This is a genomic window from Bacillus luti, from assembly GCF_009739945.1.
Taxonomy (GTDB): Bacteria; Bacillota; Bacilli; order Bacillales; family Bacillaceae_G; genus Bacillus_A; species Bacillus_A luti.
On the sequence record NZ_CP040336.1, the window covers coordinates 1,106,258 to 1,132,334 of the forward strand.

The 26,077-nt window shown below is 36.5% G+C and carries 24 protein-coding genes and 2 riboswitches; of the genes, 19 read left to right on the top strand and 5 right to left on the bottom strand.

The features are described 5' to 3' along the window. Nucleotides 1–26 precede the first annotated feature (26 nt). From EUC40_RS05705 to glcK, 11 genes are all read left to right on the top strand, one after another. On the top strand, nucleotides 27–2,153 hold the full coding sequence (locus EUC40_RS05705) for a peptidoglycan D,D-transpeptidase FtsI family protein (RefSeq protein ID WP_156574028.1): 2,127 nt from the start codon (nucleotides 27–29) through the stop codon (nucleotides 2,151–2,153). 335 nt (nucleotides 2,154–2,488) lie between these two features. After that, entirely contained in the window at nucleotides 2,489–3,406 is a 918-nt protein-coding gene (locus tag EUC40_RS05710) for a PstS family phosphate ABC transporter substrate-binding protein (RefSeq protein ID WP_156574031.1), read from the top strand. A 27-nt stretch (nucleotides 3,407–3,433) separates the two neighbouring features. Continuing rightward, nucleotides 3,434–4,384: a phosphate ABC transporter permease subunit PstC gene (pstC, locus tag EUC40_RS05715; RefSeq protein WP_156574033.1), complete on the top strand. Its 951-nt coding sequence runs from the start codon at nucleotides 3,434–3,436 to the stop codon at nucleotides 4,382–4,384. 1 nt (nucleotide 4,385) lies between these two features. Next, on the top strand, nucleotides 4,386–5,252 hold the full coding sequence (gene pstA / locus EUC40_RS05720; protein ID WP_156574035.1) for a phosphate ABC transporter permease PstA: 867 nt from the start codon (nucleotides 4,386–4,388) through the stop codon (nucleotides 5,250–5,252). Between the two features lie 28 nt (nucleotides 5,253–5,280). Further along, nucleotides 5,281–6,096 (top strand): phosphate ABC transporter ATP-binding protein, encoded by an 816-nt coding sequence (pstB, locus tag EUC40_RS05725; RefSeq protein WP_000226681.1) that lies wholly within the window; start codon nucleotides 5,281–5,283, stop codon nucleotides 6,094–6,096. A 171-nt stretch (nucleotides 6,097–6,267) separates the two neighbouring features. Next, entirely contained in the window at nucleotides 6,268–6,924 is a 657-nt protein-coding gene (gene phoU, locus EUC40_RS05730) for a phosphate signaling complex protein PhoU (RefSeq protein ID WP_033665537.1), read from the top strand. 343 nt (nucleotides 6,925–7,267) lie between these two features. Next, the gene (locus EUC40_RS05735) at nucleotides 7,268–9,622 is read left to right on the top strand and encodes a sugar phosphate nucleotidyltransferase (RefSeq protein WP_071712996.1); all 2,355 of its coding nucleotides are present in this window, start codon (nucleotides 7,268–7,270) and stop codon (nucleotides 9,620–9,622) included. Nucleotides 9,623–9,691: 69 nt separating this feature from the next. Beyond that, nucleotides 9,692–9,841 (top strand): 50S ribosomal protein L33, encoded by a 150-nt coding sequence (rpmG, locus tag EUC40_RS05740; protein WP_001265616.1) that lies wholly within the window; start codon nucleotides 9,692–9,694, stop codon nucleotides 9,839–9,841. Nucleotides 9,842–9,945: 104 nt separating this feature from the next. Then, nucleotides 9,946–10,524, top strand: a complete 579-nt coding sequence (locus EUC40_RS05745) for a 5-formyltetrahydrofolate cyclo-ligase (RefSeq protein ID WP_156574037.1) — start codon at nucleotides 9,946–9,948, stop codon at nucleotides 10,522–10,524. A 104-nt stretch (nucleotides 10,525–10,628) separates the two neighbouring features. Further along, nucleotides 10,629–10,829, top strand: coding sequence for a YqgQ family protein (locus EUC40_RS05750; RefSeq protein WP_000253699.1), 201 nt, complete (start codon nucleotides 10,629–10,631; stop codon nucleotides 10,827–10,829). A gap of 19 nt (nucleotides 10,830–10,848) precedes the next feature. Further along, on the top strand, nucleotides 10,849–11,832 hold the full coding sequence (gene glcK / locus EUC40_RS05755) for a glucokinase (RefSeq protein WP_156574039.1): 984 nt from the start codon (nucleotides 10,849–10,851) through the stop codon (nucleotides 11,830–11,832). 81 nt (nucleotides 11,833–11,913) lie between these two features. Here glcK and EUC40_RS05760 read toward each other — a convergent pair whose 3' ends face one another. After that, nucleotides 11,914–12,087, bottom strand: coding sequence for a DUF2759 domain-containing protein (locus tag EUC40_RS05760; RefSeq protein ID WP_000524846.1), 174 nt, complete (start codon nucleotides 12,085–12,087; stop codon nucleotides 11,914–11,916). A gap of 170 nt (nucleotides 12,088–12,257) precedes the next feature. On the opposite strand from EUC40_RS05760, the gene EUC40_RS05765 reads away from it, so the two are divergent. After that, nucleotides 12,258–12,887 (top strand): MBL fold metallo-hydrolase, encoded by a 630-nt coding sequence (locus EUC40_RS05765; RefSeq protein ID WP_151624713.1) that lies wholly within the window; start codon nucleotides 12,258–12,260, stop codon nucleotides 12,885–12,887. 9 nt (nucleotides 12,888–12,896) lie between these two features. Beyond that, nucleotides 12,897–14,009, top strand: coding sequence for a class I SAM-dependent methyltransferase (locus EUC40_RS05770; protein ID WP_156574041.1), 1,113 nt, complete (start codon nucleotides 12,897–12,899; stop codon nucleotides 14,007–14,009). 150 nt (nucleotides 14,010–14,159) lie between these two features. Here the strand turns inward: EUC40_RS05770 and EUC40_RS05775 are convergent, their stop codons facing one another. The 3 genes from EUC40_RS05775 to metI all read right to left on the bottom strand — a co-directional run bounded on the left by EUC40_RS05775 (nucleotide 14,160) and on the right by metI (nucleotide 17,095). Then, nucleotides 14,160–14,450: an ArsR/SmtB family transcription factor gene (locus tag EUC40_RS05775; RefSeq protein WP_000894377.1), complete on the bottom strand. Its 291-nt coding sequence runs from the start codon at nucleotides 14,448–14,450 to the stop codon at nucleotides 14,160–14,162. A gap of 372 nt (nucleotides 14,451–14,822) precedes the next feature. Continuing rightward, nucleotides 14,823–15,986, bottom strand: a complete 1,164-nt coding sequence (gene metC / locus EUC40_RS05780) for a cystathionine beta-lyase (RefSeq protein ID WP_071713000.1) — start codon at nucleotides 15,984–15,986, stop codon at nucleotides 14,823–14,825. After that, nucleotides 15,983–17,095, bottom strand: coding sequence for a cystathionine gamma-synthase/O-acetylhomoserine thiolyase (gene metI, locus EUC40_RS05785; protein ID WP_071713001.1), 1,113 nt, complete (start codon nucleotides 17,093–17,095; stop codon nucleotides 15,983–15,985). The genes metC and metI overlap by 4 nt, the downstream gene beginning before the upstream one ends. 242 nt (nucleotides 17,096–17,337) lie before the next feature. Then, nucleotides 17,338–17,447, bottom strand: a riboswitch (SAM riboswitch). Nucleotides 17,448–17,649: 202 nt separating this feature from the next. Then, a riboswitch (SAM riboswitch) is annotated at nucleotides 17,650–17,759 on the top strand. 70 nt (nucleotides 17,760–17,829) lie between these two features. Here metI and EUC40_RS05790 point away from each other — a divergent pair. From EUC40_RS05790 to EUC40_RS05815, 6 genes are all read left to right on the top strand, one after another. Further along, entirely contained in the window at nucleotides 17,830–19,662 is a 1,833-nt protein-coding gene (locus EUC40_RS05790) for a bifunctional homocysteine S-methyltransferase/methylenetetrahydrofolate reductase (protein ID WP_156574043.1), read from the top strand. Next, entirely contained in the window at nucleotides 19,662–23,060 is a 3,399-nt protein-coding gene (gene metH / locus EUC40_RS05795; protein ID WP_156574046.1) for a methionine synthase, read from the top strand. Before EUC40_RS05790 ends, metH begins: the two co-directional genes overlap by 1 nt. Before the next feature lie 18 nt (nucleotides 23,061–23,078). Then, nucleotides 23,079–24,137, top strand: coding sequence for an undecaprenyldiphospho-muramoylpentapeptide beta-N-acetylglucosaminyltransferase (gene murG, locus EUC40_RS05800; protein ID WP_156574048.1), 1,059 nt, complete (start codon nucleotides 23,079–23,081; stop codon nucleotides 24,135–24,137). A 242-nt stretch (nucleotides 24,138–24,379) separates the two neighbouring features. Continuing rightward, on the top strand, nucleotides 24,380–24,634 hold the full coding sequence (locus EUC40_RS05805) for a DUF3966 domain-containing protein (RefSeq protein ID WP_071713006.1): 255 nt from the start codon (nucleotides 24,380–24,382) through the stop codon (nucleotides 24,632–24,634). Nucleotides 24,635–24,734: 100 nt separating this feature from the next. After that, nucleotides 24,735–25,109, top strand: coding sequence for a nucleoside 2-deoxyribosyltransferase (locus tag EUC40_RS05810; RefSeq protein WP_156574050.1), 375 nt, complete (start codon nucleotides 24,735–24,737; stop codon nucleotides 25,107–25,109). Nucleotides 25,110–25,190: 81 nt separating this feature from the next. Beyond that, on the top strand, nucleotides 25,191–25,679 hold the full coding sequence (locus EUC40_RS05815; protein ID WP_156574052.1) for a hypothetical protein: 489 nt from the start codon (nucleotides 25,191–25,193) through the stop codon (nucleotides 25,677–25,679). A gap of 35 nt (nucleotides 25,680–25,714) precedes the next feature. On the opposite strand, the gene EUC40_RS05820 is transcribed toward EUC40_RS05815, so the two are convergent. Continuing rightward, on the bottom strand, nucleotides 25,715–26,026 hold the full coding sequence (locus EUC40_RS05820) for a hypothetical protein (protein WP_063222956.1): 312 nt from the start codon (nucleotides 26,024–26,026) through the stop codon (nucleotides 25,715–25,717). Nucleotides 26,027–26,077 lie beyond the last annotated feature (51 nt).

Genomic DNA, 26,077 nt, shown 5'->3' on the forward strand with positions numbered 1-26,077 from the left:
CATAGCTGTTGGTAGAGGGGGTTTGTATGAGTAAGAAGCAGAAGCAACAAAAGAAAAAGACCCACGTTCCATTTCGGTTAAACGTGCTGTTTTTTTGCGTGTTTTTAATGTTTTCCGCGGTTATTGTAAGGCTCGGGTATGTACAAATTGTTCGCGGCGAGGAATATAAGAATGAAGTGGAGAAGAAAGAGAACTCCACAGTAAGTAATCCAGTACCGCGTGGGAAAATATTTGATCGTTATGGGCGACCTGTAGTAGATAATGCAGCCGTTCGTACAATTACATTTACAAAGATGAAGGGATCAACTTCAGAAGATCGCTTAAAAACAGCGGAAAGATTAGCAGATTTGATTGAAGTACCGACAGATAAATTAACAGATCGTGATAAAAAAGATTATTGGCTTGCTATGCACAAAGAGGAAGCGAAAGAAAAAATTACGAATAAAGATCGTCAAGAATTGAAAGACAACAAAATTGACGATAAACAATTAGACGAGCGTCAAAGAAGTCGTGTGACAGAAGAAGAAGTGAATCAATTATCTGCAAAAGATCTAGAAATATTAGCGATTAAAAGCAAGATGGACGGCGGATATGCAATGACACCTCAAGTTATTAAAAAAGATGCTACAGAAGAAGAATATGCGATTATTAGTGAAAATCTAGCAACATTACCAGGTGTGGATACGAATGTTGATTGGGAACGAAAATATGCGTATGATGGTGATTTGTTCCGAAGTGTACTTGGGGGCGTAACAACTTCTGACGAAGGTTTACCGAAAGAGCGACTAGATTACTACCTTGTTCGTGATTATAACCGAAATGACCGAGTAGGAAAAAGTTATCTTGAACAGCAATATGAAGATAGCCTGCACGGTACGAAATCAGAAGTGAAAAATGTTACCGATAAAAATGGTAATATTTTAGAAACGATTAATGTATCACAAGGACAACGAGGCAATGACCTGAATTTAACAATCGACATGGAATTACAAAAACGTGTGGAAGAAATTATCACTAAAAATTTATTGAAATATAAAGGGGGACAACCTCTTTTAGATCGTGCATTCGTTGTAATGATGAATCCGAAAAATGGTGAAGTTTTATCTATGGCTGGGAAACAGTTAGTGAATGAAAATGGGGAAACGAAAGTACAAGATTTCGCACTAGGAACGATGACAAGTTCTTATCCGATGGGCTCGACTGTAAAAGGTGCGACAGTACTTACAGGATATCAAACAGGCGCGATTCAACCGGGATCAGTTCAACTCGATGAACCGATCGTATTAAAAGGAACGCCGAAAAAATCTTCTTGGAAGACAATGGGATATATTAATGATTTGACAGCATTAAAAATGTCTTCTAACGTATATATGTTTAAAACAGCGATGAATATTGCAGGTGTTCCATATGTAAGAGGCGGTACGTTAGATATACCACAAAAAGCATATGATACGATGCGTTATTATTTTGGACAGTTTGGACTTGGCGTGAAAACAGGTATTGATTTACCGAATGAATCTTCTGGACAACAAGGTAGAACAGACAATATTCCAGGTTTCTTATTAGATTTATCAATTGGACAGTATGATACGTATACACCGCTTCAATTAGCGCAGTATGTGTCAACAATTGCAAATGGTGGTTACCGTATGCAGCCGCAAGTTGTGAAGGAAATTCGTCAACCATCGGCGAAACCAGAAGAAGTTGGAAAAGTTGTTCAATCTATGGAACCGAAAGTATTAAATCGTGTTGATATGCCTGAATCACAAATTAAACGTGTGCAAGAAGGGTTTAAACAAGTATTTAACAGCCCGGGTGGTACGGCATTAAGTTACTTCTCGACTGCAAAATATACAGCTGCTGGTAAAACAGGTACAGCTCAAACAGTGTATGGCGGAGATAAAGAGATTGGTAGAAATGCAAAAGGTGAGCGTAAAGAGACATATAACTTAACATTAGTAGGCTATGCGCCAGCTGATGATCCAGAAGTAGCGTTCTCTGTAGTTGTACCTTGGGTAGATGATAAATCAGGTATTAACGGTTATATTAGCCGTGATATTATGGACGCTTACTTTGAGTTGAAAAAGCAAGAAAATGGCGAAGCTCCAAAAGATGAAAAAGATAATAAAAATAAAGAGCAAGATGCTGAATAAAATAGTTGTAAAAAAAGCACACTATCTGAAAAGATAGTGTGCTTTTTTTATAGTTTATGCATATCGTGTAATAAATGTGGACAAGTATAAACGATTGAAAAAAGTACGCAATCTCACAAATGATACTTGTATATTGTGTGATGGGAGGATAACGATTTTACGGGCTAATAATCAGTGTGGATGAACAGTTTGCTATGGATTAAAATTTCACCTTATGTTGGTTCTTGTGGAACTTTACAAAACTTTTACAAACAATTAAAACCGAATTAATAGTTTAGCAGTATTCTTATATCTGTAATCCTGTTATTTCCGGTTACTTCTAGGAGGAAGAACACGTGAAATGGATGAGTACGTCGATTAAAGTTTTCATATTACCGATATGTTTCCTTTGTTTTGGCATGACTACTGCATTTGCTGTGAGTGAAATGGGAGAAGTGAGAGTTGATGGATCCTCAACAGTTTTTCCTATTATAGAAGCAGTAGCGGAGGAATACACAAAGGTGCATCCAAATGTGAAAATTTCGATCAGTGTATCTGGAACAGGAGGAGGATTTAATCGTTTCAGTAAAGGAGAAGTAGATATAAATAATGCTTCAAGAGTAATGAAACAAGTGGAAGAAAATGAAATGAAGAAAAACTCCGTTCAGTTTACACCGTTTGAAGTGGCTTACGATGGTCTTACGATCGTTGTAAATCGTCAAAATCATTGGGTAGATGATATGTCAATAGACGAGTTACGTCTATTATGGAGTGAAGATGGAAGAGAGAAGCGATGGTCACAAATTCATTCATCATGGCCACGTGAACAAGTGAAGTTTTATGCGCCAGGTGTAGATTCTGGTACTTATGATTATTTTCAAAATGTCATCTTACAAAAAAGTCGCATTGTAAAAAAAGTCTCTTTGTCTGAAGATGATCAAGTTATTATGCAAGGAGTAATGAATGATAAAAATGCCATTGCTTTTGTAGGATATGCTTATTATATGGCCAATCGAGATAAGGTGAAAGCGATAAGAGTAAATGGTGTATTTCCGACGAAAGAGACCATTCAATCAGGTGAGTATAAGCCTTTATCTAGATCGCTATTTACTTATGTGAATGATGCATCAATCCGAAATAAAATGAATGTAGCAAGTTATGTTGAGTTTATGATTCATCGTGTTGGTAACCTCGCTGAAGAGGTAGGATATGTGAAATTACCAAAAGAAAAATATAATGAACAGCTGCGAATGTTAACAGAAATAAAAAGGTAATGTCAGGGTGGAAAGGGGTTTTCATCTTTGGCTCATAATGACAAAAGTCAAATTACATTTTCTGTACAACATTTGATTGAAAGAAATACAAAACAAAGAAAAAAAACGCAGCGAATCAATCGAATGGTTCCGTTATTACTAAAAATAATTGCTAGCGTGTCTATTGTGACGACACTTGGAATTATTTTTACGCTTGCCAATGAAACAATGATGTTTTTTCAAAAAATATCATTATACTCCTTTTTGACGGAGAAAGAATGGTTACCTTTTTTTGAAGATCCTAAGTTCGGTATATTACCACTTATATGTGGAACGTTCCTTGTAACAGTAATCGCTATGTTCGTAGCAATACCTATTGGTTTAGCTTGTGCCGTATTTTTAAGCGAATATGCTTCAAATAGTGCACGGAAAATATTAAAGCCAATGTTAGAGCTATTAGCAGGCATTCCGACAATTGTATATGGCTTTTTTGCATTAACAATTATCACGCCGCTTTTACAACGGATTATACCAGATTTACAGTTTTTTAATGCAATTAGTCCAGGGGTTGTTATTGGATTTATGCTGATACCTACAATTGCATCTCTGTCTGAAGACGCGATGAGAGCTGTAGCGAAAGGGACGAAAGCAGCTTCGTTAGCACTCGGAGCAACTCGATTTGAGATGGTAAAACAAGTCGTGTTTCCTTCGGCTTTTACAGGGATTATAGCGGCGATTATATTAGCAGCTTCCAGGGCAATTGGTGAAACGATGATCGTTGTAATTGCAGCGGGATCCACACCGAATATATCGCTCGATCCGACACATTCGATTCAAACGTTAACAGCCTATATTGTGCAAGTGAGTTTAGGTGATGCTCCGCATGGAACGATTACTTATTACAGTATGTACGCTGTAGGCGCAATGTTATTCTTGTTTACTTTTATAATGAACATCATTTCGCAGTCTATTATGCGCCGCTTTAGGAGGGTGACATAATATGCGAATGTTGAATCATAAAAAAATACAAGAAAATATGGCATCACGTTTTTTAAAAGACCGAATTTACAAATTGTCATTTTATATAGCAGTTTGGTTTTCAATAGTAATACTGTTTATTTTGCTTTTTCAAATCTTTGAAAAAGGTATAAGTTATCTTTCAATAGATTTTTTTACAAACTTTGCTTCACGTAATCCGAAGGAAGCTGGGATTGCTGCAGCTTTGTCAGGAACAATATTATTTATGAGTATTGTTATACCAGTCTCCTTTATATTTGGAGTCGGGACTGCTCTTTATTTAGAGCAATATGCGAAGGAATCTATATTTAAAAAGGTAATAGAAATTAATAATCAAACGTTAGCAGGGGTACCTTCCGTTGTATTTGGACTACTCGGCTTAACTATTTTTGTATATGCTCTTCATTTAGGAGAGAGTATCGTCGCAGCGGCATTGACGATGAGCTTACTCGTCTTACCGACAGTTGTTGTGGCTAGTCAAGAAGCAATTAGGTCTGTACCAAGTTCATTATTAGAGGCTTCTTACGGATTAGGTGCTACGAAGTGGCAAACGATGTATCGGGTTGTACTGCCGTATGCTTTCCCGGGAATTATAACGGGTTGTACGTTAGCCATATCAAGAGCAATTGGAGAAGCGGCACCGCTGTTAGTTATCGGAGCGCTTGCATTTGCAAACTATGTTCCATTTAGTATGTTTGACCGGTTTACAGTTTTACCAATTCAAATTTTTAATTGGATGAGTAGACCACAAGAAGAATTTCAGTACGTAGCAGCAGCTGGGATGATTGTTTTGTTAGGTTTGTTGCTCTTTATCAATATATTTGTCTTATGGTTACGAAATCGAAAATAAGTTGGAAGTGGATGAAAGGGGAATTCAAATGGTAGCAACAGTAGTAAATGTACAGGTGAAAAACGAAGAGAAAATCGAGACTGCACCAAAGAAGGTAGTATTTGATACGAAAAACTTAAATTTATGGTACGGCGAAGACCATGCTTTAAAGGATATTAACTTAAGTATTCATGAGAATGAAGTTACAGCAATTATCGGTCCAAGTGGTTGTGGTAAATCAACGTACTTAAAAACATTAAATCGTATGGTAGAGTTAGTACCGATCGTTCGAACTACAGGTGTAATTGAATATAGAGAACGCAACATATTTGATAAATCATATCCAGTTGAAGAATTACGAACGCATGTAGGAATGGTATTCCAAAAGCCAAATCCATTTCCAAAATCTATTTATGAAAATGTAGCATACGGCCCGAAAATTCATGGTATTCGTGATAAAAAAACATTGGATGAAATTGTTGAAAAAAGTTTACGTGGAGCAGCGATTTGGGATGAGTTGAAAGATCGTTTGCACGATAATGCATATGGTTTATCTGGTGGACAGCAACAACGTTTATGTATTGCACGTTGTTTAGCGATTGAGCCAGACGTTATTTTAATGGATGAGCCAACGTCGGCGTTAGATCCAATCTCAACATTAAAAGTAGAAGAACTAATTCAAGAGTTAAAGAAAGACTTTAGTATTGTTATCGTAACGCATAACATGCAACAAGCAGCTCGTATTTCAGACAAAACTGCTTTCTTCTTAAGTGGAGAAGTTGTGGAATATACAGATACAAACAAATTATTTACGACACCTTCAGATAAACGAACAGAAGATTATATTACAGGCCGATTTGGTTGATGTCGCTAGCAAGGCTAAGAGTAAATGCCCTCTTAACAGAGGGCATTTCTTATTTTTACCTCATTTAAATAGAGAATGAATACTTCTCCTATCTTTAAGCTTATTGCAGGCGTAAGGGGCTACGTAGGAGATTTATATATAATGGCACATAATATTGAGGGGGAAGAAACAATGGTAAGAGAACAGTTTCAATGGGATTTAAAAACGTTACAGCAAAAGGTGATTGAGCTTGGTGAGCTAGCGAGAGAAGCTTTATTACTTGCGATGGAAGGTTTGCATACAAGAGATGTAGAGAAAGCGTTAGAGGTTATAGACGGTGATTATCGTATGGATAATTTAGAAGAGGAAATAAATGATCTTGCACTTATGCTTATTACGAAGCAGCAGCCTGTAGCGAGTGATTTACGAAGAATTTTTATTTCAATTAAAACAGCAACAGATTTAGAGCGTATTGCAGATCATGCTGTAAATATTGCGAAATCTACAATTCGTCTCGGGGAAAAAGAAGTGACAGTTAGTTTGCAAAATCTTGACGAAATGTTTGAGATTGCTCATAAGATGTTAAATTTAGCACTGGAAGCATATGAGCAAGAGAATTTAACTATTGCAAAACAAATTGCTGAAATGGATGATTCAGTTGATGAAATATATGGAAAAGCAATCCGTGAATTTATCTCTTCAATTCCGGAACAACCAGAAACAATTACGCAAATTACACAGTTATCGTTTGTGGCGAGATACATTGAGCGTGTAGCAGATCATATTACGAATATTGCTGAAAATGTATTTTATTTAGTAAAAGGAAAGCATTATTTATTAAATGAATAAATAAAAAAGCAGGTGAAACATTACCTGCTTTTTTTAGTCAAAACATGACAAAAAAAGCTCGTTGTTTCCTTTAGTTTATGATGATAAGATGTATCATAATGTAATCGAAAAATTAGCACGTATAGGTTGGTTACATAGTAAACATTATTTTACTAAGTTAATAGTAAGCGCTTTCTTTTTTGGTGGAATGTAAAAGGTACATTTATATAAGAAATCTTAATCAGCGTTTCTCCCCAGTGGTGATTCGTTGAAACAATCAAACTTAAGCTAGTTAATGCGGGGTAGAAAATATACATAACGTATATGGAGTTACTGAACATTATATAAGTGGAGGCTGAAGTATATGAAGGGGGTTATTTTAGCTGGAGGAAAAGGAAGACGCCTTAGACCATTAACATGTAATACTCCAAAACCGATGTTGCCATTATTAGAAAAACCAGTATTGGAATACAATATTGAATTATTACGTCAGCATGGTATTCGTGAAATCGCAATTACAGTTCAATATATGAGTACAGCCATTAAGCAATATTTTGGTGATGGTAGTAAATGGGGAGTAAACTTGTACTATTTTGAAGATTCTCCTCCGCTTGGAACTGCCGGAAGTATTAAACAGGCGGAAAAATTTTTAGATGAAACATTTGTTGTGATAAGCGGGGATGCATTAACTGATTTTCAATTATCAGATGGAATTGCGTTTCATGAACAAAAGAAAAGAATGGTAACTATGTTTGTGAAGGAAGTAGAAAATCCGCTCTCCTTCGGTTTAGTTGTAATGAACAAAGAACAAGAAGTGACACGATATATAGAAAAACCGAGCTGGAATGAGGTAGTCTCTAATATTGTGAACACAGGGATTTATATTATGGAGCCAGATATTTTTTCTTACATACCGCCTAGGCAGTTTTTTGATTTCAGTCAAGATGTGTTTCCGTTATTGGCAAATAAAAACGCGTTATTTGCATATTTATCAGAAGGTTATTGGTTAGATATCGGTACATTTGATCAATATCGCCAAGCACAATTTGACTTGTTAACGAAAAAATTGCAAGTACCTATTCCATATACGGAAGTATTACCGCTGGTATGGATGGGAGAAGGTGTGACTATTGGGAAGGGAACGAAAATTCATGGCCCTTCTTTTATTGGAGAAGGAGCAACGATTGGTGCAGGAGCTGTAATTGAGCCCTATTCCATTATCGGAAAAAATAGTGTTATTTCAAGTTATTCTCATCTTCAAAAAAGCATTGTTTTTGCAAATACGCACATTGGAAAGTATTGTGAGCTATTAGAAACGACAATAGGAGAGCACACAATGGTTGAAGATGATGTCACACTGTTTCAGCGAAGCATTGTAGCGGATCGTTGTCATATAGGGAAAAGTACGATAATTAAGCAAAAGGGAAAACTATGGCCTTATAAGGCGATTGATAGTCATTCGATCGTAGCATCAGCTGGTGTGCAAGAAAGTGAAAAGGGTGCAGGGTGGTTACAAAAAAGTCGCATTGTAGGAAGAGGTAATGTTGAGATTACTCCTCAATTCATTGTGAAAGTTGCGATGGCGTATGGATCTCTTTTTGCAAAAGGGGAAAGTATATTAATTGGAAGCCAAGAAAATATAGAGACAACTTCTTATAAAAATTTATTCCTTCATGCTATTCATGGTATCGGGATTCATACGATGGAATGCAAAGAAATGAACGAGTCACTGTTTCAATATAGTATTCAAAATTTGCAATGTGCAGGTGGGGTTTTCGTTCAAGTGGAAAATGAGAAAGAGGTTGTTATAAAGTTGTATGGTAAGGATGGGATGCTGTTAACGTATAAGCAGCAAAAGGCAATAGAGCAAGTATATATGTCTGAGTCTTTTTATTACGTATGTGAGAAAGAAATGGGACGAAATAATTTGGTCCATGTTTCGTTACAGGATTATATAGAAGCAGTATTAGAGCACATTGATATTGAGAAAATACAAACACAGAAGTTCCATCTTTTAATTAATAAGAGAAATGACATGTTACAACAGTTAATTATGCTCTTTTTGCAAAGGCTTGGGTGCACAGTTACATGGATTTATGCGGGGGAACAAAAAGATCATGTGAAAGCTTTGATGAAATCAAGTAAAGCAAATATGGCACTTATGTTTTCAGAGCAAGGAAATTATTTTGAGTTATATGATAACCATAGTAATATTTACCAAGGTACAGATTTTGAGGAAGTAGATATTCCAGATTTATTACTTGAATCGACAGGAAATATTTACCCGATGTCTTTGAAATTAGGAGAGTGTTACCTACTATTTTATACACATGATGAAAAAAAGTCTTTTCAAGTAAGATGGAAGCGAGATATTTTATACCGAATTGGAAAATTATTCGAGTTAATAGCGCTGCAAGGAAAAACGTTTCGCAGCATAGTAGAGCAATCCCCTCCGCTCTATTTACTTTATGATGAAGTTGTATGTTCATGGAATGAAAAAGGGAAAGTAATGAGGAAATTATTGGCCGATATGGAAAGGCAGGAAGAAGGTATATTTGAAGGAGTACAATTCAAATATGCAGAAAAAGAGTGGTCGTATATCGTTTCTGACACAAAACAACCAAAATTTTTAGTGTATTCACATGCTAGAAACCCAGTGATAGCAAGGGAAAACATGAAAAATCTTATAGAAAAAATTAGACAATATCAAAAGGTGTAGAATTTTTATTTTAAAAGTGGTATTATAGTATAGTCTGATTTAAGTTATTAGTACTGGAGGGAAATAAGAATGCGTGTGAATATTACTCTAGCATGTACAGAATGCGGAGATCGTAACTATATCTCAAAGAAAAACAAACGTAACAACGCTGAGCGTATCGAGCTTAAAAAGTATTGCAAGCGTGACAAGAAGTCTACGTTACACCGTGAAACAAAGTAAGCAGTAGGAATATTTTCCTACTGTTTCTTTTTTTATTCGATTCCTCTCTTAAAAGTGATACACTATCATCGTAGAGCAAAGTATCACTGTGAGGGGGAAAATGTGTGAGAGAAGAGAAACTACGTTTACGTAAACAAATAATAGAGCACATGAATTCTTTATCAGAAGAACGGTATACAACTTTATCAGAGCAAATTGCATTTTCGTTGTATGCGCAAAAAGAGTGGGCTGAAGCTAAAACAATTGGAATCACTCTTTCAATGGAAAATGAAGTGAATACATATCCTATTATCGAAAAAGCTTGGGAAGAAGGAAAGAAAGTTGTTGTTCCGAAGTGTAACAAAGAAACAAGAACAATGTCTTTCCGACAAATTAGTAATTTTGATCAATTAGAAACGGTGTATATGAATTTACGGGAGCCAATTCCAGTACTTACAGAAGAATTGGATGCGGATGAAATCGACCTTCAAATCGTGCCAGGTGTAGCTTATACAGAGCGAGGAGAACGGATTGGATACGGCGGTGGCTATTATGATCGTTATCTCGTGCATTATAAAGGGAAAACGCTATCATTAGCCTATGAATTTCAAATGGTACAACATATTCCAGTAGAGCCATTTGATAAAAATGTAGAAAAAATTATTACAGAAAAAGGAACAATAGTCATAAATGGGCTTGTATAGACAAATAAAAATTGACGAGACTTTTTCTTCTTGATTATAATAAAATATGTGAACGTTTTCTTATTATAATTTTTTTATAGTAAGTGAGCATAGAGGGTGATGAAATGGTATCTATTTATGATATTCAGCAATTGCTAAAGAAATTTGGTACGATTATTTATACGGGTGATCGAATTGCAGATTTACAATTAATGCAAGATGAATTGCGTGAATTAAATCAATCACAGCTAATCGATCCGCAAGACTATCAAACAGCTTTATTTTTATTGAAGCAAGAAATTCAAAAAGAGCTAAATAAGAATTAGATAAAGGTAGGTAAGCAATATGGAAGAGAAATGGTTAGTTGGTGTTGACCTTGGTGGTACAACGATTAAATTAGCATTTATTAATATGTACGGTGAAATTTTACATAAGTGGGAAATCCCTACGAATACAAATGAGCAAGGAAAACATATTACACTTGATGTAGCGAAAGCTATTGATAAGAAGTTAGAAGAGTTAGGCGAATTAAAAAGTAAGTTAATCGGTATTGGCATGGGAGCTCCTGGTCCTGTACATGTGGCGTCTGGAATGATTTATGAAGCGGTTAACTTAGGATGGAAAAACTATCCGTTAAAAGATTTATTAGAAGTAGAAACAGGATTACCTGTTGTGATTGATAATGATGCAAACTTAGCGGCGCTTGGTGAAATGTGGAAAGGTGCTGGTGAAGGAGCAAAAGATTTAATTTGTATGACACTTGGTACAGGTGTTGGTGGCGGCGTAATTACTAATGGTGAGATTGTACACGGCATAAGTGGTGCTGCTGGTGAGATTGGACATATTACAGTCGTTACAGAGAATGCTTTCCCATGTAATTGCGGAAAGTCTGGTTGCTTAGAAACAGTAACATCTGCAACAGGTATTGTACGTGTTGCTATGCAAAAAATACAAGAGACTGATAAAGAGAGCATGTTACGTTCTATGTTAGCAGAAGAAGGGCGTATTACATCAAAAGATGTGTTTGAAGCGCATGGCCAAGGTGATGAACTAGCAGGCGAAGTAGTAGAGAAAGTAGCTTCTTATTTAGGATTAGCTGTAGCGAACCTTTCTAGTACGTTGAACCCAGAGAAAATTGTTATTGGTGGAGGCGTATCTAAAGCTGGAGATGCACTATTAGAGCCAATTCAACGTTATTTCGAGCAATATGCGTTCTCACGCGCTGTAAAGAGCACGAAGTTAGCTATTGCGACACTTGGTAATGATGCAGGTGTTATCGGAGGAGCTTGGCTTGTAAAAAAGCACAAATACGAAGCGAAGATGATATAAGTTGTGAAATATAAAAAAGGAAGGGGGAAGCCCTTCCTTTTTTTTGTGCAAAATCTTGATGAAGAATAACATGTACATGAATTAAGCTGCTGGAGGGTACCCGTTATAGAGAACAGTCATAATCGTAAACCATCCGAAAACGAGTACAGTTGCAATTGCAAAGCCGCCCGCGAAAAAGTTCTTCTCGCGAAGTGTTCTAAGCGTAGCAAATACAGCTAACAGAGTGACAAGCGCAAAAATAATAACAAGGCCCATACAATATCCTCCTCTGTCTACCCATTCCTTAATATGAGTTTTTGGAATATTTACTCTTTTATATTGTACATGTTTTAAAAATGATTGTCGAGATAACATCCTTTCTTTTCCTAAGAGAAAGAAATGTTGTATCATTAAAAGTAAGTTTAATAACTGGAGGAGATTTTCATATGAAATGGACACAAATGCCATTAGGCCCATTACAAACAAATGCTTATATTTTAACGAACGATCAAAATGAGTGTATTATCTTTGATCCTGGTCACGAAGGAGAAAAGCTCGTGACATATTTGCAAGAAGAACAATTAAAACCTCTTGCGGTTTTATTAACACATGCTCACTTTGATCATATTGGTGCTGTCGATGCGGTAAGAGACGCTTTCCATATTCCTGTATACGTACATAAAGAAGAAGCAGATTGGCTAGGGGATGCAACTGTAAATGGCTCTCAAATTTTTATGATGAACCGCAGTATTACAGCAAAGCCAGCCGATCATATTATTGATGCAGAAGGTGCATTAACAATTGGTTCATTTAATTTTGAAATCTTTGAGACGCCAGGACATTCTCCAGGAAGTATTTCTTATTATTGTAAAGAGGCGAATGCGGTGTTCTCTGGAGATGTATTGTTCCAAATGAGTATTGGAAGAACGGATTTACCTGGTGGAAGTTTTGCTGAATTAATTGGAAGTATTGAAGAGAAGTTATTTGTCTTACCAGATGAAACAGCGGTGCTATGTGGACACGGTCCTGAAACAAGTATTGGTTTTGAAAAAGAAAATAATCCATTTTTACAATAAGGAGTCATGATGGGGATGGAGCTCATTTTAAGAGAATGGATGGGGAAAGAAAAAGATTATTCTATTTCATATAGTACGTATATGAACCTTGTATTATATACAGAAGGACATGGTTATTATATGAAAGAGCGTAAAAAGATTGGAAGACAAGGGGATTTTTTTACAAGTAGCAATGTATCCTCTGTTTTTGCAAAAACTTTTGCTAAGTTTTTTATTCGTCTTGTGGAAAATGGTGAAGTTGCTCCAAATATTTGTGAGATTGGTGGGGGAACAGGTAAGTTTGCCTATGACGTTTTACAAGAATGGAAGCAACTATCTCCGGAAACCTTTATTGATGTAAACTATTCAATGATCGAAGTGAGCCCTTTTCATAAAAAATTACAGCAGGAAAATCTTTGTTCGTTTTCTAATGTGTCATATTATACGTCGCATAGTGAAATGGGAGATTTGTTCGAAGGGATTCTTTTTTCGAATGAGTTATTTGATGCATTTCCTGTTGAAGTAATTGAGAAGAGAAATGGAATATTGTATGAAGTACGTATTACGTATACAGAGGAAGGGAAACTTACAGAAGTATGTAGACCTTTAGAAAAAAGAATCGGTCAATATTTATTGAAATATAATATTCATATTGCTGAAGGGCAGCGTTTTGAAGTACCGATTGCGATGGAAGGTTATATAAAAGAAATTGCGAAATGGTTTCAAAAGGGAATATGTATTACAGTTGATTATGGATACACAAAAGAAGAGTGGATGCACCCTGCGCATCACGAAGGAAGTTTACGAGGGTATTACGAGCATAAGCTAATACGTAATCCTTTAGCATATCCGGGGGAAATGGACCTTACTACTCATATTCATTGGGATGAGCTGAAGGAGATCTTTAGCTTACAAGGAATGCATGCAGTATGGCATAAGAAGCAATCTGAATTTTTGTTAGCAGCAGGAATATTAGAGCAGCTTACGAGTCATCAAGACCGGGATCCTTTTTCAGAAGCTCAAAAACAAAATCGAGCAGTTCGTTCTATGATTTTGAACGGAGGATTAGGGAGTGCCTTTGATGTTGTGATACATACGAAAGATATGCAACATTTACAGTTGAATCGGTATGTGACCATATAAAAAAACAAGACACAGTATATATTTCTGTGTCTTGTTTTTTAATACGACTGTTAATTATGTAGCATCATATATTTTCTCTCATGATATATATATATTAAAGATATGAGATGAAAAATATAGAATACGTCCTTTTTCTCTGTCTATTAGTCCCTAACCTAATAATACGCGAACGAGTTGAATAATTGTTTCGTTTTCTACTTTGTAGTAAATTTCTAATCCTTTTCTTTCACTAGAAACGATTTTAGCGCTTTTTAACTTTGCTAAATGCTGTGAAATTGTAGATTGTGGCATGTTTAAGCCAGTGTACATTGTAGAAACGTTGCTTGGACCACGCTCGATTAATCCTTTTACGATACATAAACGAACAGGGTGAGCAAGTACTTTCAATAATTCTGCATTGCTTTCATATAGTTCTAATTCTTTTTGAAAGGTTTCTAACATGTTCTTTTCCACCTCCGTGTGAGCTGTTATACCATACTATACATACCAAAAAATTAACGAAAAGAAAACAGTTGTTGCAGAAAAAAAGTCCTAAAGTAAAGAAATTGTAAGAAAAGAGACCCTGATGTAAATAAAGTAGATAAAATTGCATGGTTTTGTAAAATGACATTTTTGGGTGAAAATTTCGATGCGTTTTAAAAATTGAAAGATATAGATATATTTGTAACACAATTTTATCATGATTTTCTTATTCTTTCAAATGAATATACTAAATTTTTAAAATAATATGACAAAGGAATTATAATGATATATATAGAATATAAAACAGGTTAAAAGAAAAGAAGCTGAATGTACTCAGCTTCTTTTTTTCATTTATGCATTTACGGGTTCTTCTACATAAGAAAGGGCATTTTCGAAATCGGATATTAAATCGTTAACATTTTCCAGGCCGACGGATAACCGAAGTAATGAATTGGAAATACCTCTTTCATCACGAGCTTCTTGCGACAGTGCTGCATGTGACATTTTAGCTGGATAGGAAAGGATCGATTCGACAGCTCCTAAACTAACCGCAAAGACCGGTAATTTTACTTTTGATAAAAATTGGCGGAGTGCATCTTCTGACTGCAAAGTAAATGATAAGACCGCTCCAGCTGACGTTGCTTGTGATTGCTGAATATCAAAACCAAGATGTGTTTGTAATCCTGGATAATAGACATTTTTAACTTTAGCGTGCTCTTGTAAATAATGTGCAATTTTATTGGCATTTGCAGCGGAATGTTCGAGACGTACATGCAATGTTTTTAGACCGCGAAGCACGAGAGAACAATCTTGTGGTCCTAAAATAGCACCGAATGCATTTTGTAAAAAACCAAGTTTTTGAGCGAGTTCGGCATCTTTTACAACCGCTAATCCGGCAGTAACATCACTATGACCAGCAATAAACTTTGTGGCACTATGAAGAACGACATCAGCGCCAAGGTCAAGTGGCTTCTGAAATAATGGTGTTAAAAATGTATTATCAACAAAAGTAAGAGCGCCAATAGATTTTGCGAGTTTAGAAACCTCGCGAATATCTGTCACTTTTAAAAGTGGGTTGGAAGGTGTTTCTACATAAAAGAGCTTCGTATTCGGTTTAATATTCTGCTTTATTTCTTCTAGATTGGTCATATCAACAAAGGTATGTGAAACACCGTATCGAGAGAGCACTTCAGTTATAATTCGGTAAGTGCCTCCATATACGTCTTCTGAAATAAGTACATGATCGCCTTGTGAAAGGAGGAGAAATGCAGTAGAAATTGCCGCAATGCCGGATGCAAAGGCGAATCCCTTTGTTCCGCTTTCTAGTAAAGCGATAATATCTTCAAGAGCTTCACGAGTTGGATTCCCGGATCGGCTATAGTCATATTTTCCAAATGTATCTACATCAAATTGGTGGAATGTTGATGTATTATAGATGGGAACGTTAACAGCTCCTGTTTGCGGGTCATGTTTATATTGGTTGTGCAGTAAGAGTGTATCTATAGAATAACTCATATTCTTACACCTTCTTTTACAAGTTTAATGGCTTGCTTTAAGTCTTGAATTAAATCGTTACTATTTTCAATACCGACGGAGAATCGAAGAAGACGATTGCACACACCGTTTGCTGTTCTGATTTCTTCAGGAATATCAGCATGTGTTTGTGTTGCTGGATATGTCATTAAACTTTCCACACCACCAAGACTTTCAGCAAATGTAATTAAGGATAAAGATTGTAAGAATGGATTAACCCAGGCTTCATCTTTAAGACGAAATGAAATCATACCGCCTCTTCCTGGATAAAATACATCTGTCACACCATCTTCATTGTTTAAATAAGCAACAACAGCTTTCGCATTTTCTTCATGTTGTCTCATGCGAAGCGCTAACGTTTTCATACCGCGAATTAATAGCCATGAGTCAAATGGGCTTAAGACAGCACCAGAGGCATTATGATAATGAGCGATTTCCTCACAAAGTTCCTTTCCTTTTGCAACGACAAGTCCGCTTAGTACATCGTTATGCCCACCTAAATATTTCGTTGCACTATGAAGTACGATGTCGGCACCTTCCGTTAATGGTTGCTGTATATACGGCGTGTAGAAGGTGTTGTCTACAATAAGGAGTAGTCCATGCCTTTTCGCTACAGTTGCGACAGCGGCAATATCAGTAACTTGCATTAATGGATTAGTTGGAGTTTCTATGAAAATAGCCTTCGTTTCAGTGGTGATAGCTTTTTCGATTTGTTTAATAGATTGTGTATTTACGTATCTACATCGAACATTCCACTTTTTTTCGTGCTCAGAGAATAATCGATAAGTGCCCCCGTATAAATCTTCGGATACAATAAGTTCGTCTCCAGAGCGGAATAAAGAAAGGACGAGGAGAACAGCAGCCATCCCTGAACTACAGGCATAACCTTGTTCGCCATATTCTAAGTCCGCGATTGCCTGTTCTAAAAGACCACGAGTTGGGTTACCAGTTCGTGAGTAGTCAAAACCAGTAGATTGACCAATCCCCTCGTGACGATAAGCGGTTGAGAAATAAACAGGTGGATTAACGGTTCCTGTTGTAGTTTCGCTACGATTTCCGATTTGTGCTAGTTTTGTTTCGATAGTTGACATGTAAAAATTCCTCCTTTTTAAATTAACAATTAAGTGAATATAAAGTGAAACTTTAATCAGTGAGGGATTCATCCCCACTGATTATCAGCCCTCACCGATCGGGCTTTTACGGGCAGTTCGATTCCAAGCTAACTTCTTTGTTCCAGCTGAATTTTGAGGTGGGAATCTTACTGCCCTCAAATAGCGGGGTAAAATAAAAAAAGCCTTCTAAGAAGAAGGCTTTCGGTTTGAATAGAGTCTTCTTCTCATCTGTCAAATCGTTCACAATTTGCTGGAATTAGCACCTTATTAACAAATGTTAATGGTTGCTGAGGCGTCATAGGGCCAGTCCCTCTACCTCTCTAGATAAGAAAGTTCGTATGAAATTTTATTATGGTTTTAACTTTACAACAAAAGATAATTGAATTGCAACTTTATTTTAAATAATTTTTATTTTTCCGCAAGTGTCATTGACTTTTGCATTTGTGCATGCTAAATTTATTAAAAAATTAACAAACATTGTTAAAAGGGGAACGCATTTCCTTTTAGCTACATAAATAAAATATATAGACAAACTCTTATTGAGAGCGGTGGAGGGAAAGGCCCTGTGAAACCCGGCAACCTTCAAACAATATGTTTGAAACGGTGCTAATACCTGCAAAACGAATGTTTTGCATAATAAGAGGAGGATCGATTATGTCCCCCTCTTCAAAGTGAAGAGGGGGTTTTTATATTGATAGAAATGAGGGAGATTCGTGAAATTACTAGATTTATTATCAAAAGGAACTGTAATAGGTGATGGTGCAGTTGGAACGTTATTGCATTCACATGGTTTGCAAAGTAGTTTTGAAGAATTGAATATATCAGATCCAGATTTAATTATATCGATTCATAAGCAATATGTAGCTGCTGGGGCAGATGTAATTCAAACAAATACGTACGGTGCAAATGAAGCGAAATTACGTATGTATGGTTTAGAAAATCAAGTTACTGAAATTAATAGAGCGGCAGTAAAACTGGCGAAAGCATCTGTAACAGAAAGAAATGCAATTTTAGGAACAATTGGTGGTATGAAACATATCGGAGCTGTTACAACGACCGATATGGAAAGGGAGTTTATGCTACTTGAGCAGGCAGGTGCTTTACTAGAGGAACAGGTTGATGGACTGCTATTAGAGACTTTCTATGATGAGTTTGAATTACTTCATGCTGTTAAGGTGTTACGAAAACAAACGAATATTCCCATTGTAGCTCAATTAGCGTTACATGAGGCAGGTACGACTCAAAATGGAAATGATGTAAATGAAATATTAAAACAGATTTTAGATTATGGTGCAAATGTTGTTGGATTGAATTGCCAACTAGGACCACTTCATATGACAGAAGCCTTGAAAATGATATCGATCCCTCAAAATGGTTACTTGTCAGCATATCCGAATGCAGGTCTTCCAAATTATGTGGAGGGGCGTTACGTATATGAGGGAAGTCCAGCTTATTTTGAAGCAATGGCACCGAAATTTATTGAGCAAGGTGTTCGGTTATTGGGTGGTTGTTGTGGTACGACTCCAGAACATATTGAAAGTATGAAGCGTGCTACTCTAAATGTTACACCTGTAATAGAAAAGGACACGATTCAAAGACCGAAAGTAGTTCATACACACGAGAAACGTTCGAAAGCCCACGTTACTCTAGCAGAGAAGGCAAAGAAACAAACGACAGTTGTAGTGGAATTAGATCCACCGAAAACGCTAGACACACAGCGGTTTTTTGAAGGGGCAAGAGCGCTGAAAAGAGCTGGAGCGGACGCTATTACTCTAGCAGATAATTCGTTAGCGTCGCCTCGCGTTTCGAATATGGCGATGGGTGCATTATTAACGAAGCATGATATTCCAGTATTGACGCATTTAACGTGTAGAGACCACAACGTCATTGGACTACAATCTCACTTACTAGGTTTATCGGCGTTAGGTATGGAAGAAGTGCTAGCTTTAACTGGTGATCCAGCACGTGTTGGTGATTTTCCAGGTGCCACTTCTGTATATGATTTGTCCTCTATTGAGCTCATTAAAATGATTAAAGAAATGAACGATGGACGTTCTATTTTAGGGAAATCAATTGGTCCAGCGACAAGGTTCTCGGTCGGAGGTGCGTTTAATCCGCATGTAAGGCATTTAAAAGCGGCAGTAAAACGAATGGAACGAAAAATAGATGCTGGAGCAGAATACTTTTTAACGCAGCCGATTTATGATGTTGCTTTAATTAAAGAAGTATATGAAGCGACAAAGCATTTGGAACAGCCTATTTTTATTGGAATTATGCCGTTAGTAAGTAAGCGGAATGCAGATTTTCTGCATTTTGAAGTGCCTGGTATTACTCTCCCAGAAGAGATAAGACAAAGAATGGATGGACATGAAACGAAAGAGGAAGCAATTGAGGAAGGAATCCGTATTTCACAAGAACTAATCGATGCGGCGATGAAATATTTTAACGGCATCTATCTTATTACACCATTTCTAAAATATGAAATTACAGAACATCTTGTTAAATATGTGAGAGAAAAGCAAGAAGTGAAAGAAGGTATTAATTGATGAAATGTATAGAAGAAAAATTACAAAATAACATCTTAATATTAGATGGTGCAATGGGGACAATGATCCAACAAGAGGACTTAACTGCGGAAGATTTCGGGGGAGAAGAGTACGAAGGTTGTAATGAATATTTAGTAGAAACAAGACCAGATGTTATTTTAAAGATTCATAAAGCCTATATTGAAGCTGGAGCTGACATCATTGAAACAAATACATTTGGTGCGACGAACATTGTATTAAGTGATTATGAGTTATCTCATTTAGATGAAGAGTTAAATGAAAAAGCAGCAATCTTGGCGAAGCAAGTTGTTATAGAAAGCGGGAAGGAAGTATATGTTGCAGGTGCGATGGGACCGACAACGAAAGCGATTAGTGTTACTGGTGGTGTAACGTTTGAAGAATTAATTGAAGCCTATACGCGGCAGGCAAGAGGATTGTTGAAGGGAGAAGTTGATGTATTACTCGTTGAGACGAGTCAAGATATGCGTAACGTGAAGGCGGCTTATATTGGAATTCAAGCAGCTTTTGACGAACTAAATAAAATTGTACCTATCATGATTTCGGGAACGATTGAACCGATGGGAACGACTCTGGCGGGGCAAACAATAGAGGCTTTTTACTTATCGATAGAACATATGAAGCCATTATCTGTTGGATTAAACTGTGCGACTGGTCCGGAGTTTATGAGAGACCATATTCGTTCACTATCTGATTTATCGGAGTGTTACATTTCTTGTTATCCAAATGCAGGTCTTCCTGATGAAGATGGACATTATCATGAATCTCCATCTTCTCTCGCTGAAAAAGTGAAGCGATTTGCTGAAGAAGGATGGATTAATATTATCGGTGGTTGTTGTGGGACAACACCAGAACATATAAGAGCGATGAAATCCGCATTAGCGTCTCTTAAGCCTCGTGAACATCATGAACGAGAAGGGCATGGGGTTAGTGGATTAGAGGCATTGCAATATGATGATTCTATGAGACCGCTATTTGTTGGTGAAAGAACGAACGTTATTGGATCACGTAAATTTAAACGATTAGTAGCAGAAGGGAAATTTGAAGAGGCCGCTGAAGTCGCAAGAGCGCAAGTGAAGAAGAATGCTCATATTATTGATATTTGTATGGCAGACCCGGACCGCGATGAAATAGAAGATATGGAAAACTTCTTGGCAGAAGTTACGAAAGTGTTAAAAGTACCGATTATGATTGATTCAACAGATGAAAATGTGATGGAGCGAGCTCTTACTTATATTCAAGGGAAAGCTGTTATTAATTCAATTAATTTAGAAGATGGAGAAGAACGATTTAAAAAAGTGACGCCGCTTCTTCAGAAATATGGCGCTGCTATTGTTGTAGGAACAATTGATGAAGATGGTATGGCGGTTAGTGCAGAACGAAAACTCGAAATTGCGAAAAGAAGCTATGATTTATTGACGACGAAATATGGTATACGTCCGTCTGATATTATTTTTGATGCGCTCGTATTTCCTGTAGGTACAGGTGATGAAGAATATATTGGCTCGGCGGCCGCGACGATAGAAGGAATTCGCCTTATTAAAGAAGCATTACCAGAGTGTTTGACGATTTTAGGTGTAAGTAACATATCATTTGGTTTACCACCGGCGGGACGTGAAGTGCTAAATTCGGTATTTTTATATCATGCAACGAAAGCAGGATTAGATTACGCAATTGTTAATACGGAAAAATTAGAACGCTATGCGTCGATTCCAGAGGAAGAAAAACACCTTGCAGATGCATTATTATTTGAAACGACGAAAGAGACGTTAGAAGAATTTACAAACTTTTACCGAGTCGCTAAAAAGAAAGATGTCGTTGTGCAAGAAACGTTAACTCTTGATGAACGACTAGCAAATTATATTGTGGAAGGTACGAAACAAGGGTTACACGAGGATTTAAGTCTTGCACTTGAAGAAGGTAGGAAACCTCTTGATATTATTAATGGTCCACTTATGACAGGAATGGATGAGGTGGGACGATTATTTAATAATAATGAATTGATTGTTGCTGAAGTACTGCAAAGTGCTGAAAGTATGAAAGCAGCTGTAAGTTATTTAGAGCCTCATATGGAATCTAGTGACAGTGCGAAAAAAGGGAAAGTATTATTAGCGACTGTTAAAGGGGACGTACATGATATTGGGAAAAATCTTGTTGAAATTATTTTATCGAATAATGGATATGAGATTATTAATTTAGGAATCAATGTTCGCTCAGATCGAATTGTTCAAGAAGTACAAGAGAAGAAGCCTGATATTATAGGGCTTTCTGGTTTGCTAGTAAAATCAGCTCAACAAATGGTAACGACTGCAGAGGATTTACAAGCGGCGGATATTGACATTCCAATTGTTGTAGGCGGAGCAGCGTTAACGAGAAAGTTTACAGATAATCGAATTTCGCCCTCCTATAAAGGGCTCGTATGTTATGCGAGCGATGCGATGACAGGTCTTGATATTATTAATAAGCTTCAAAAAGAAGAAGAGCGTGAGAAGATGAAGCAGGATAAAAAGGAACGTCATCTTCATATCGTAACAAAAGAAGAGAAGAAAGTAGAAATTCCAGTAGTAATTGAGCCATTACCAAAATCAGAGGTTATCGTGCCTGATTCAACAAAACGAATTGTATTACGGGATATTCCTGCCCTCCATCTTGCTCCATTTTTAAATAGACAAATGCTACTTGGACATCACCTTGGATTAAAAGGAAATGTGAAGAAGCTGTTGAAAGAAGGGGATAAAAGAGCGCACGAATTAAATGATTTAATAGACGAGTTATTAGTGGAAGGACAATCTTGGTTAAAACCGAAAGCAGTGTATCAATTCTTCCCAGCGCAAAGCGACGGACAAAATATTGTAATATATGATCCAGAAGATCATACGCGTGTTATAGAGCGTTTCACATTCCCAAGGCAAGGAAAAGCACCGCATCGTACTTTAGGTGACTATTTAAGACCAATTGGAGATGAAATGGACTATGTTGCTTTCCTATCAGTTACTGTTGGGGAAGGCGTTCGGGACATTGCTGAAGAGTGGAAGGCGAAAGGTGATTATTTACGCAGTCATGCCATTCAATCGTTAGCGCTTGAATTAGCAGAAGGACTTGCTGAAAAAACACATATGCTCATACGCGATCGCTGGGGTATTCCAGATTCACCAGAACTGACGATGGAAGAACGCTTCCGTACAAAATATAGAGGGATACGCGTGTCATTCGGTTATCCAGCATGTCCAGAACTCGCAGATCAAGAAAAGCTATTTCGCTTAATTCATCCAGAAGAAATAGGGATTTCATTAACGGAAGGATTTATGATGGAGCCAGAAGCATCTGTAACGGCTATGGTATTTTCTCACCCCGAGGCAAGATATTTTAGTGTATTATAGTCTAGAAGGGGGAGACGTATGAAAAAAATAGTCTTTACAGGTGGCGGTTCGGCAGGGCATGTAACACCTAATTTAGCCATTATCCCGCATTTACAAGAACAGAATTGGGATATTTCTTATATTGGTTCTCATCAAGGAATTGAGAAAACGATTATAGAAAAGGAAGGTATTCCGTACTATAGTATTGCGAGCGGGAAGCTACGCCGTTATTTTGATTTGAAAAATATAAAAGATCCTTTTCTTGTAATGAAGGGTGTTATGGATGCGTATGTAAGGATTCGAAAACTAAAACCGGATGTGATTTTTTCAAAAGGTGGTTTCGTATCTGTACCAGTCGTAATAGGTGGATGGTTAAACAGGGTACCAGTTTTATTACATGAATCTGATATGACGCCAGGACTAGCAAACAAAATTGCGCTCCGTTTTGCTTCGAAAATATTTGTTACATTTGAAGAAGCTGCGAAACATTTACCGAAAGAAAAAGTAATATATACAGGATCTCCTGTGCGTGAAGAAGTGCTAAGGGGAAATCGTGAAAAAGGTTTAGCATTTTTAGGTTTTTCGCGTAAAAAACCAGTTATTACAATCATGGGAGGAAGTTTGGGCGCGAAGAAAATTAATGAAACAGTTCGAGCCGCGTTACCAGAACTTCTAAAAAAATATCAAATTGTTCATCTTTGCGGAAAAGGTAATCTTGATGAAAATTTACAAAATAAAGAAGGATATAGACAATTTGAATATGTACATGGAGAGCTGCCAGACATATTAGCGATAACAGATTTTGTTATTTCACGTGCGGGCTCTAATGCCATTTTTGAGTTTTTAACATTGCAAAAGCCGATGATTTTAATTCCATTATCGAAATTTGCGAGCCGTGGAGATCAAATACTAAATGCAGAGTCTTTTGAAAGACAAGGATATGCTTCCGTATTATATGAAGAAGATGTGACTGTGAACTCTCTTATAAAGCATGTCGAAGAGTTGAATCTGAATAGTGAGACGTATAAAACAGCACTAAAAAAATATAATGGAAAAGAAGCAATTAAAACAATCATTCAACATATTTCAGAGGCATGATGAAACAATCATGTCTCTTTTAGTAGGATGAAAGATTCCAAGAAATGATATTTTTATGTTACAATAAAGTGAAACTTTAATCAGTGGGAGGTTCACCCCCACTGATTATTAGTTGAACCAATCGGGCTTTTACGGGCAGTTAATCCCCCACCTAACTTCTTTGTTTTCGCTGAATTTTGAGGTGGGGGTCTTACTGCCCGTTAATGCGGGGTAACAAATGGTTAATAGGGAAATTCCAATTAATGAAGCGTGAAAATACGAATGGATTAGGAGTGACTGTGTTGGAGCTAAGTCTCTATGAAAATACTGCACTTATTATATGCTTTGTGTTGTACGTTGGTAGTGTTATTGTTTATATCTCAAGGAAATTTTCGCAAGAAAGAGAGCTTGAAAAATCAGAAATAACAGCTGAACTAGAAATGTTAGCTGATGAAAGTTATAAAAAACAAAAAATAAAAGAAGATCATGAAGCATCCCATCATTTAAACGCAAAATAAGTTTTAAAGATGGGGATTTTTTTTGAAGTCGTTTTTTATTATGTTTATAGCAAGTAACGCTAAAAGGAGTTTCCCGTACATAATGAAGGAGTGTATATAAATGAATTTTTATATCGCCTCAGGATTCCAAAATAAACATCTTGTCCGTTCGATAGCAAATGAACTAAAAAGTGAAGGATGGTCCCATACATATGATTGGACAAGAAACGAAAGAGCAGTCAATCAAGAGCAGTTAAGAGAAATTGGTCAGTCAGAAAAGAATGCTATTAAAGAAGCCGATGTCTTTTTACTTATATTAGATGGCGGAAATGGAAGTCATACAGAGTTTGGAATGGCGATTGCGCTAGAGAAACAGATATATGTATATCATGAAGGCAACCCGCTGCAAACAACGTTCTATCATTTGCCAGAAGTAAATATTTTTGAAGGAGATGCAGTTGCATTTGCATCTCATGTTATGAATCATGTGAAATAATAGTAACTGCCTAAAAGGTTATAAAAGTGATCTTTTGGGTACAGTGATGATAAGAAACGTATATAAAGGAGTTTACATAATATGAAATTAGAAAATGGATGGGAAACGAGCTTTTTAGAAGTCGTACAAAAGAGTGAATTTAAGAAAGATGCGCTTCTTAGTCAATTGCTTTTTGCAGATAACGAAGAAGTAGAAGAACTTGTTGATGATTACGGATACGAAGAGATTATTGAACGCGAACATGACGATGAATTAGCAGAAGTGTTAGGGGAAGAACTGTTCAGTGAGATGGAGAGGTACGTATTTTTATCTTCACAACAAGAAGAGAAACTCATTTCATTCGTAAATGGATTAGGTTTTCATGTACTAGATTGGATCGTGCTTCTTGAAACAGAATTTGGTATTGATAGTGCAAACTTTACGTCGGACGCCGTGAAAAAGTTAGAAAAGCGCTTTAGACAATTTCCACATATAGAGGATAAGACAATTTTTGATATGACATTTGGAGAAGCAATGGATGTATTAGAGTCCATTACAGGATTACAACTGAAAGAAAAGATGAACGCATAATGTAAAAAAGAACGTGAGGCTATCACGTTCTTTTTTTACATTATAATAATTTTGTCATCTAGTTTTGTTTGTCCGCTAAGAAGTGCGTTTAAATATTCCACTTTTCTTATACAGGCTTGTATATGTCTTTCAACCTCTTGTAACTCTCCTTGGTGATGCGTTTCAATTGGATGAATTTGCACGTTGAATTTTTCAAATTGACTACTATATGTTATTTCTGCATAGCCGCTCATAATATCGGTTTCGTTATGAAATAAAAATTGCTTCGTTTTGTCACAGAATGATACATCTTGAAATCCATATACTTTTAATGCTTCAATTACTTTTTTAATCATTTTTGTATTCATTTTTTAACCCTCTTTACGAAGTTCTACTTATGTATTATAACATAAAAAATT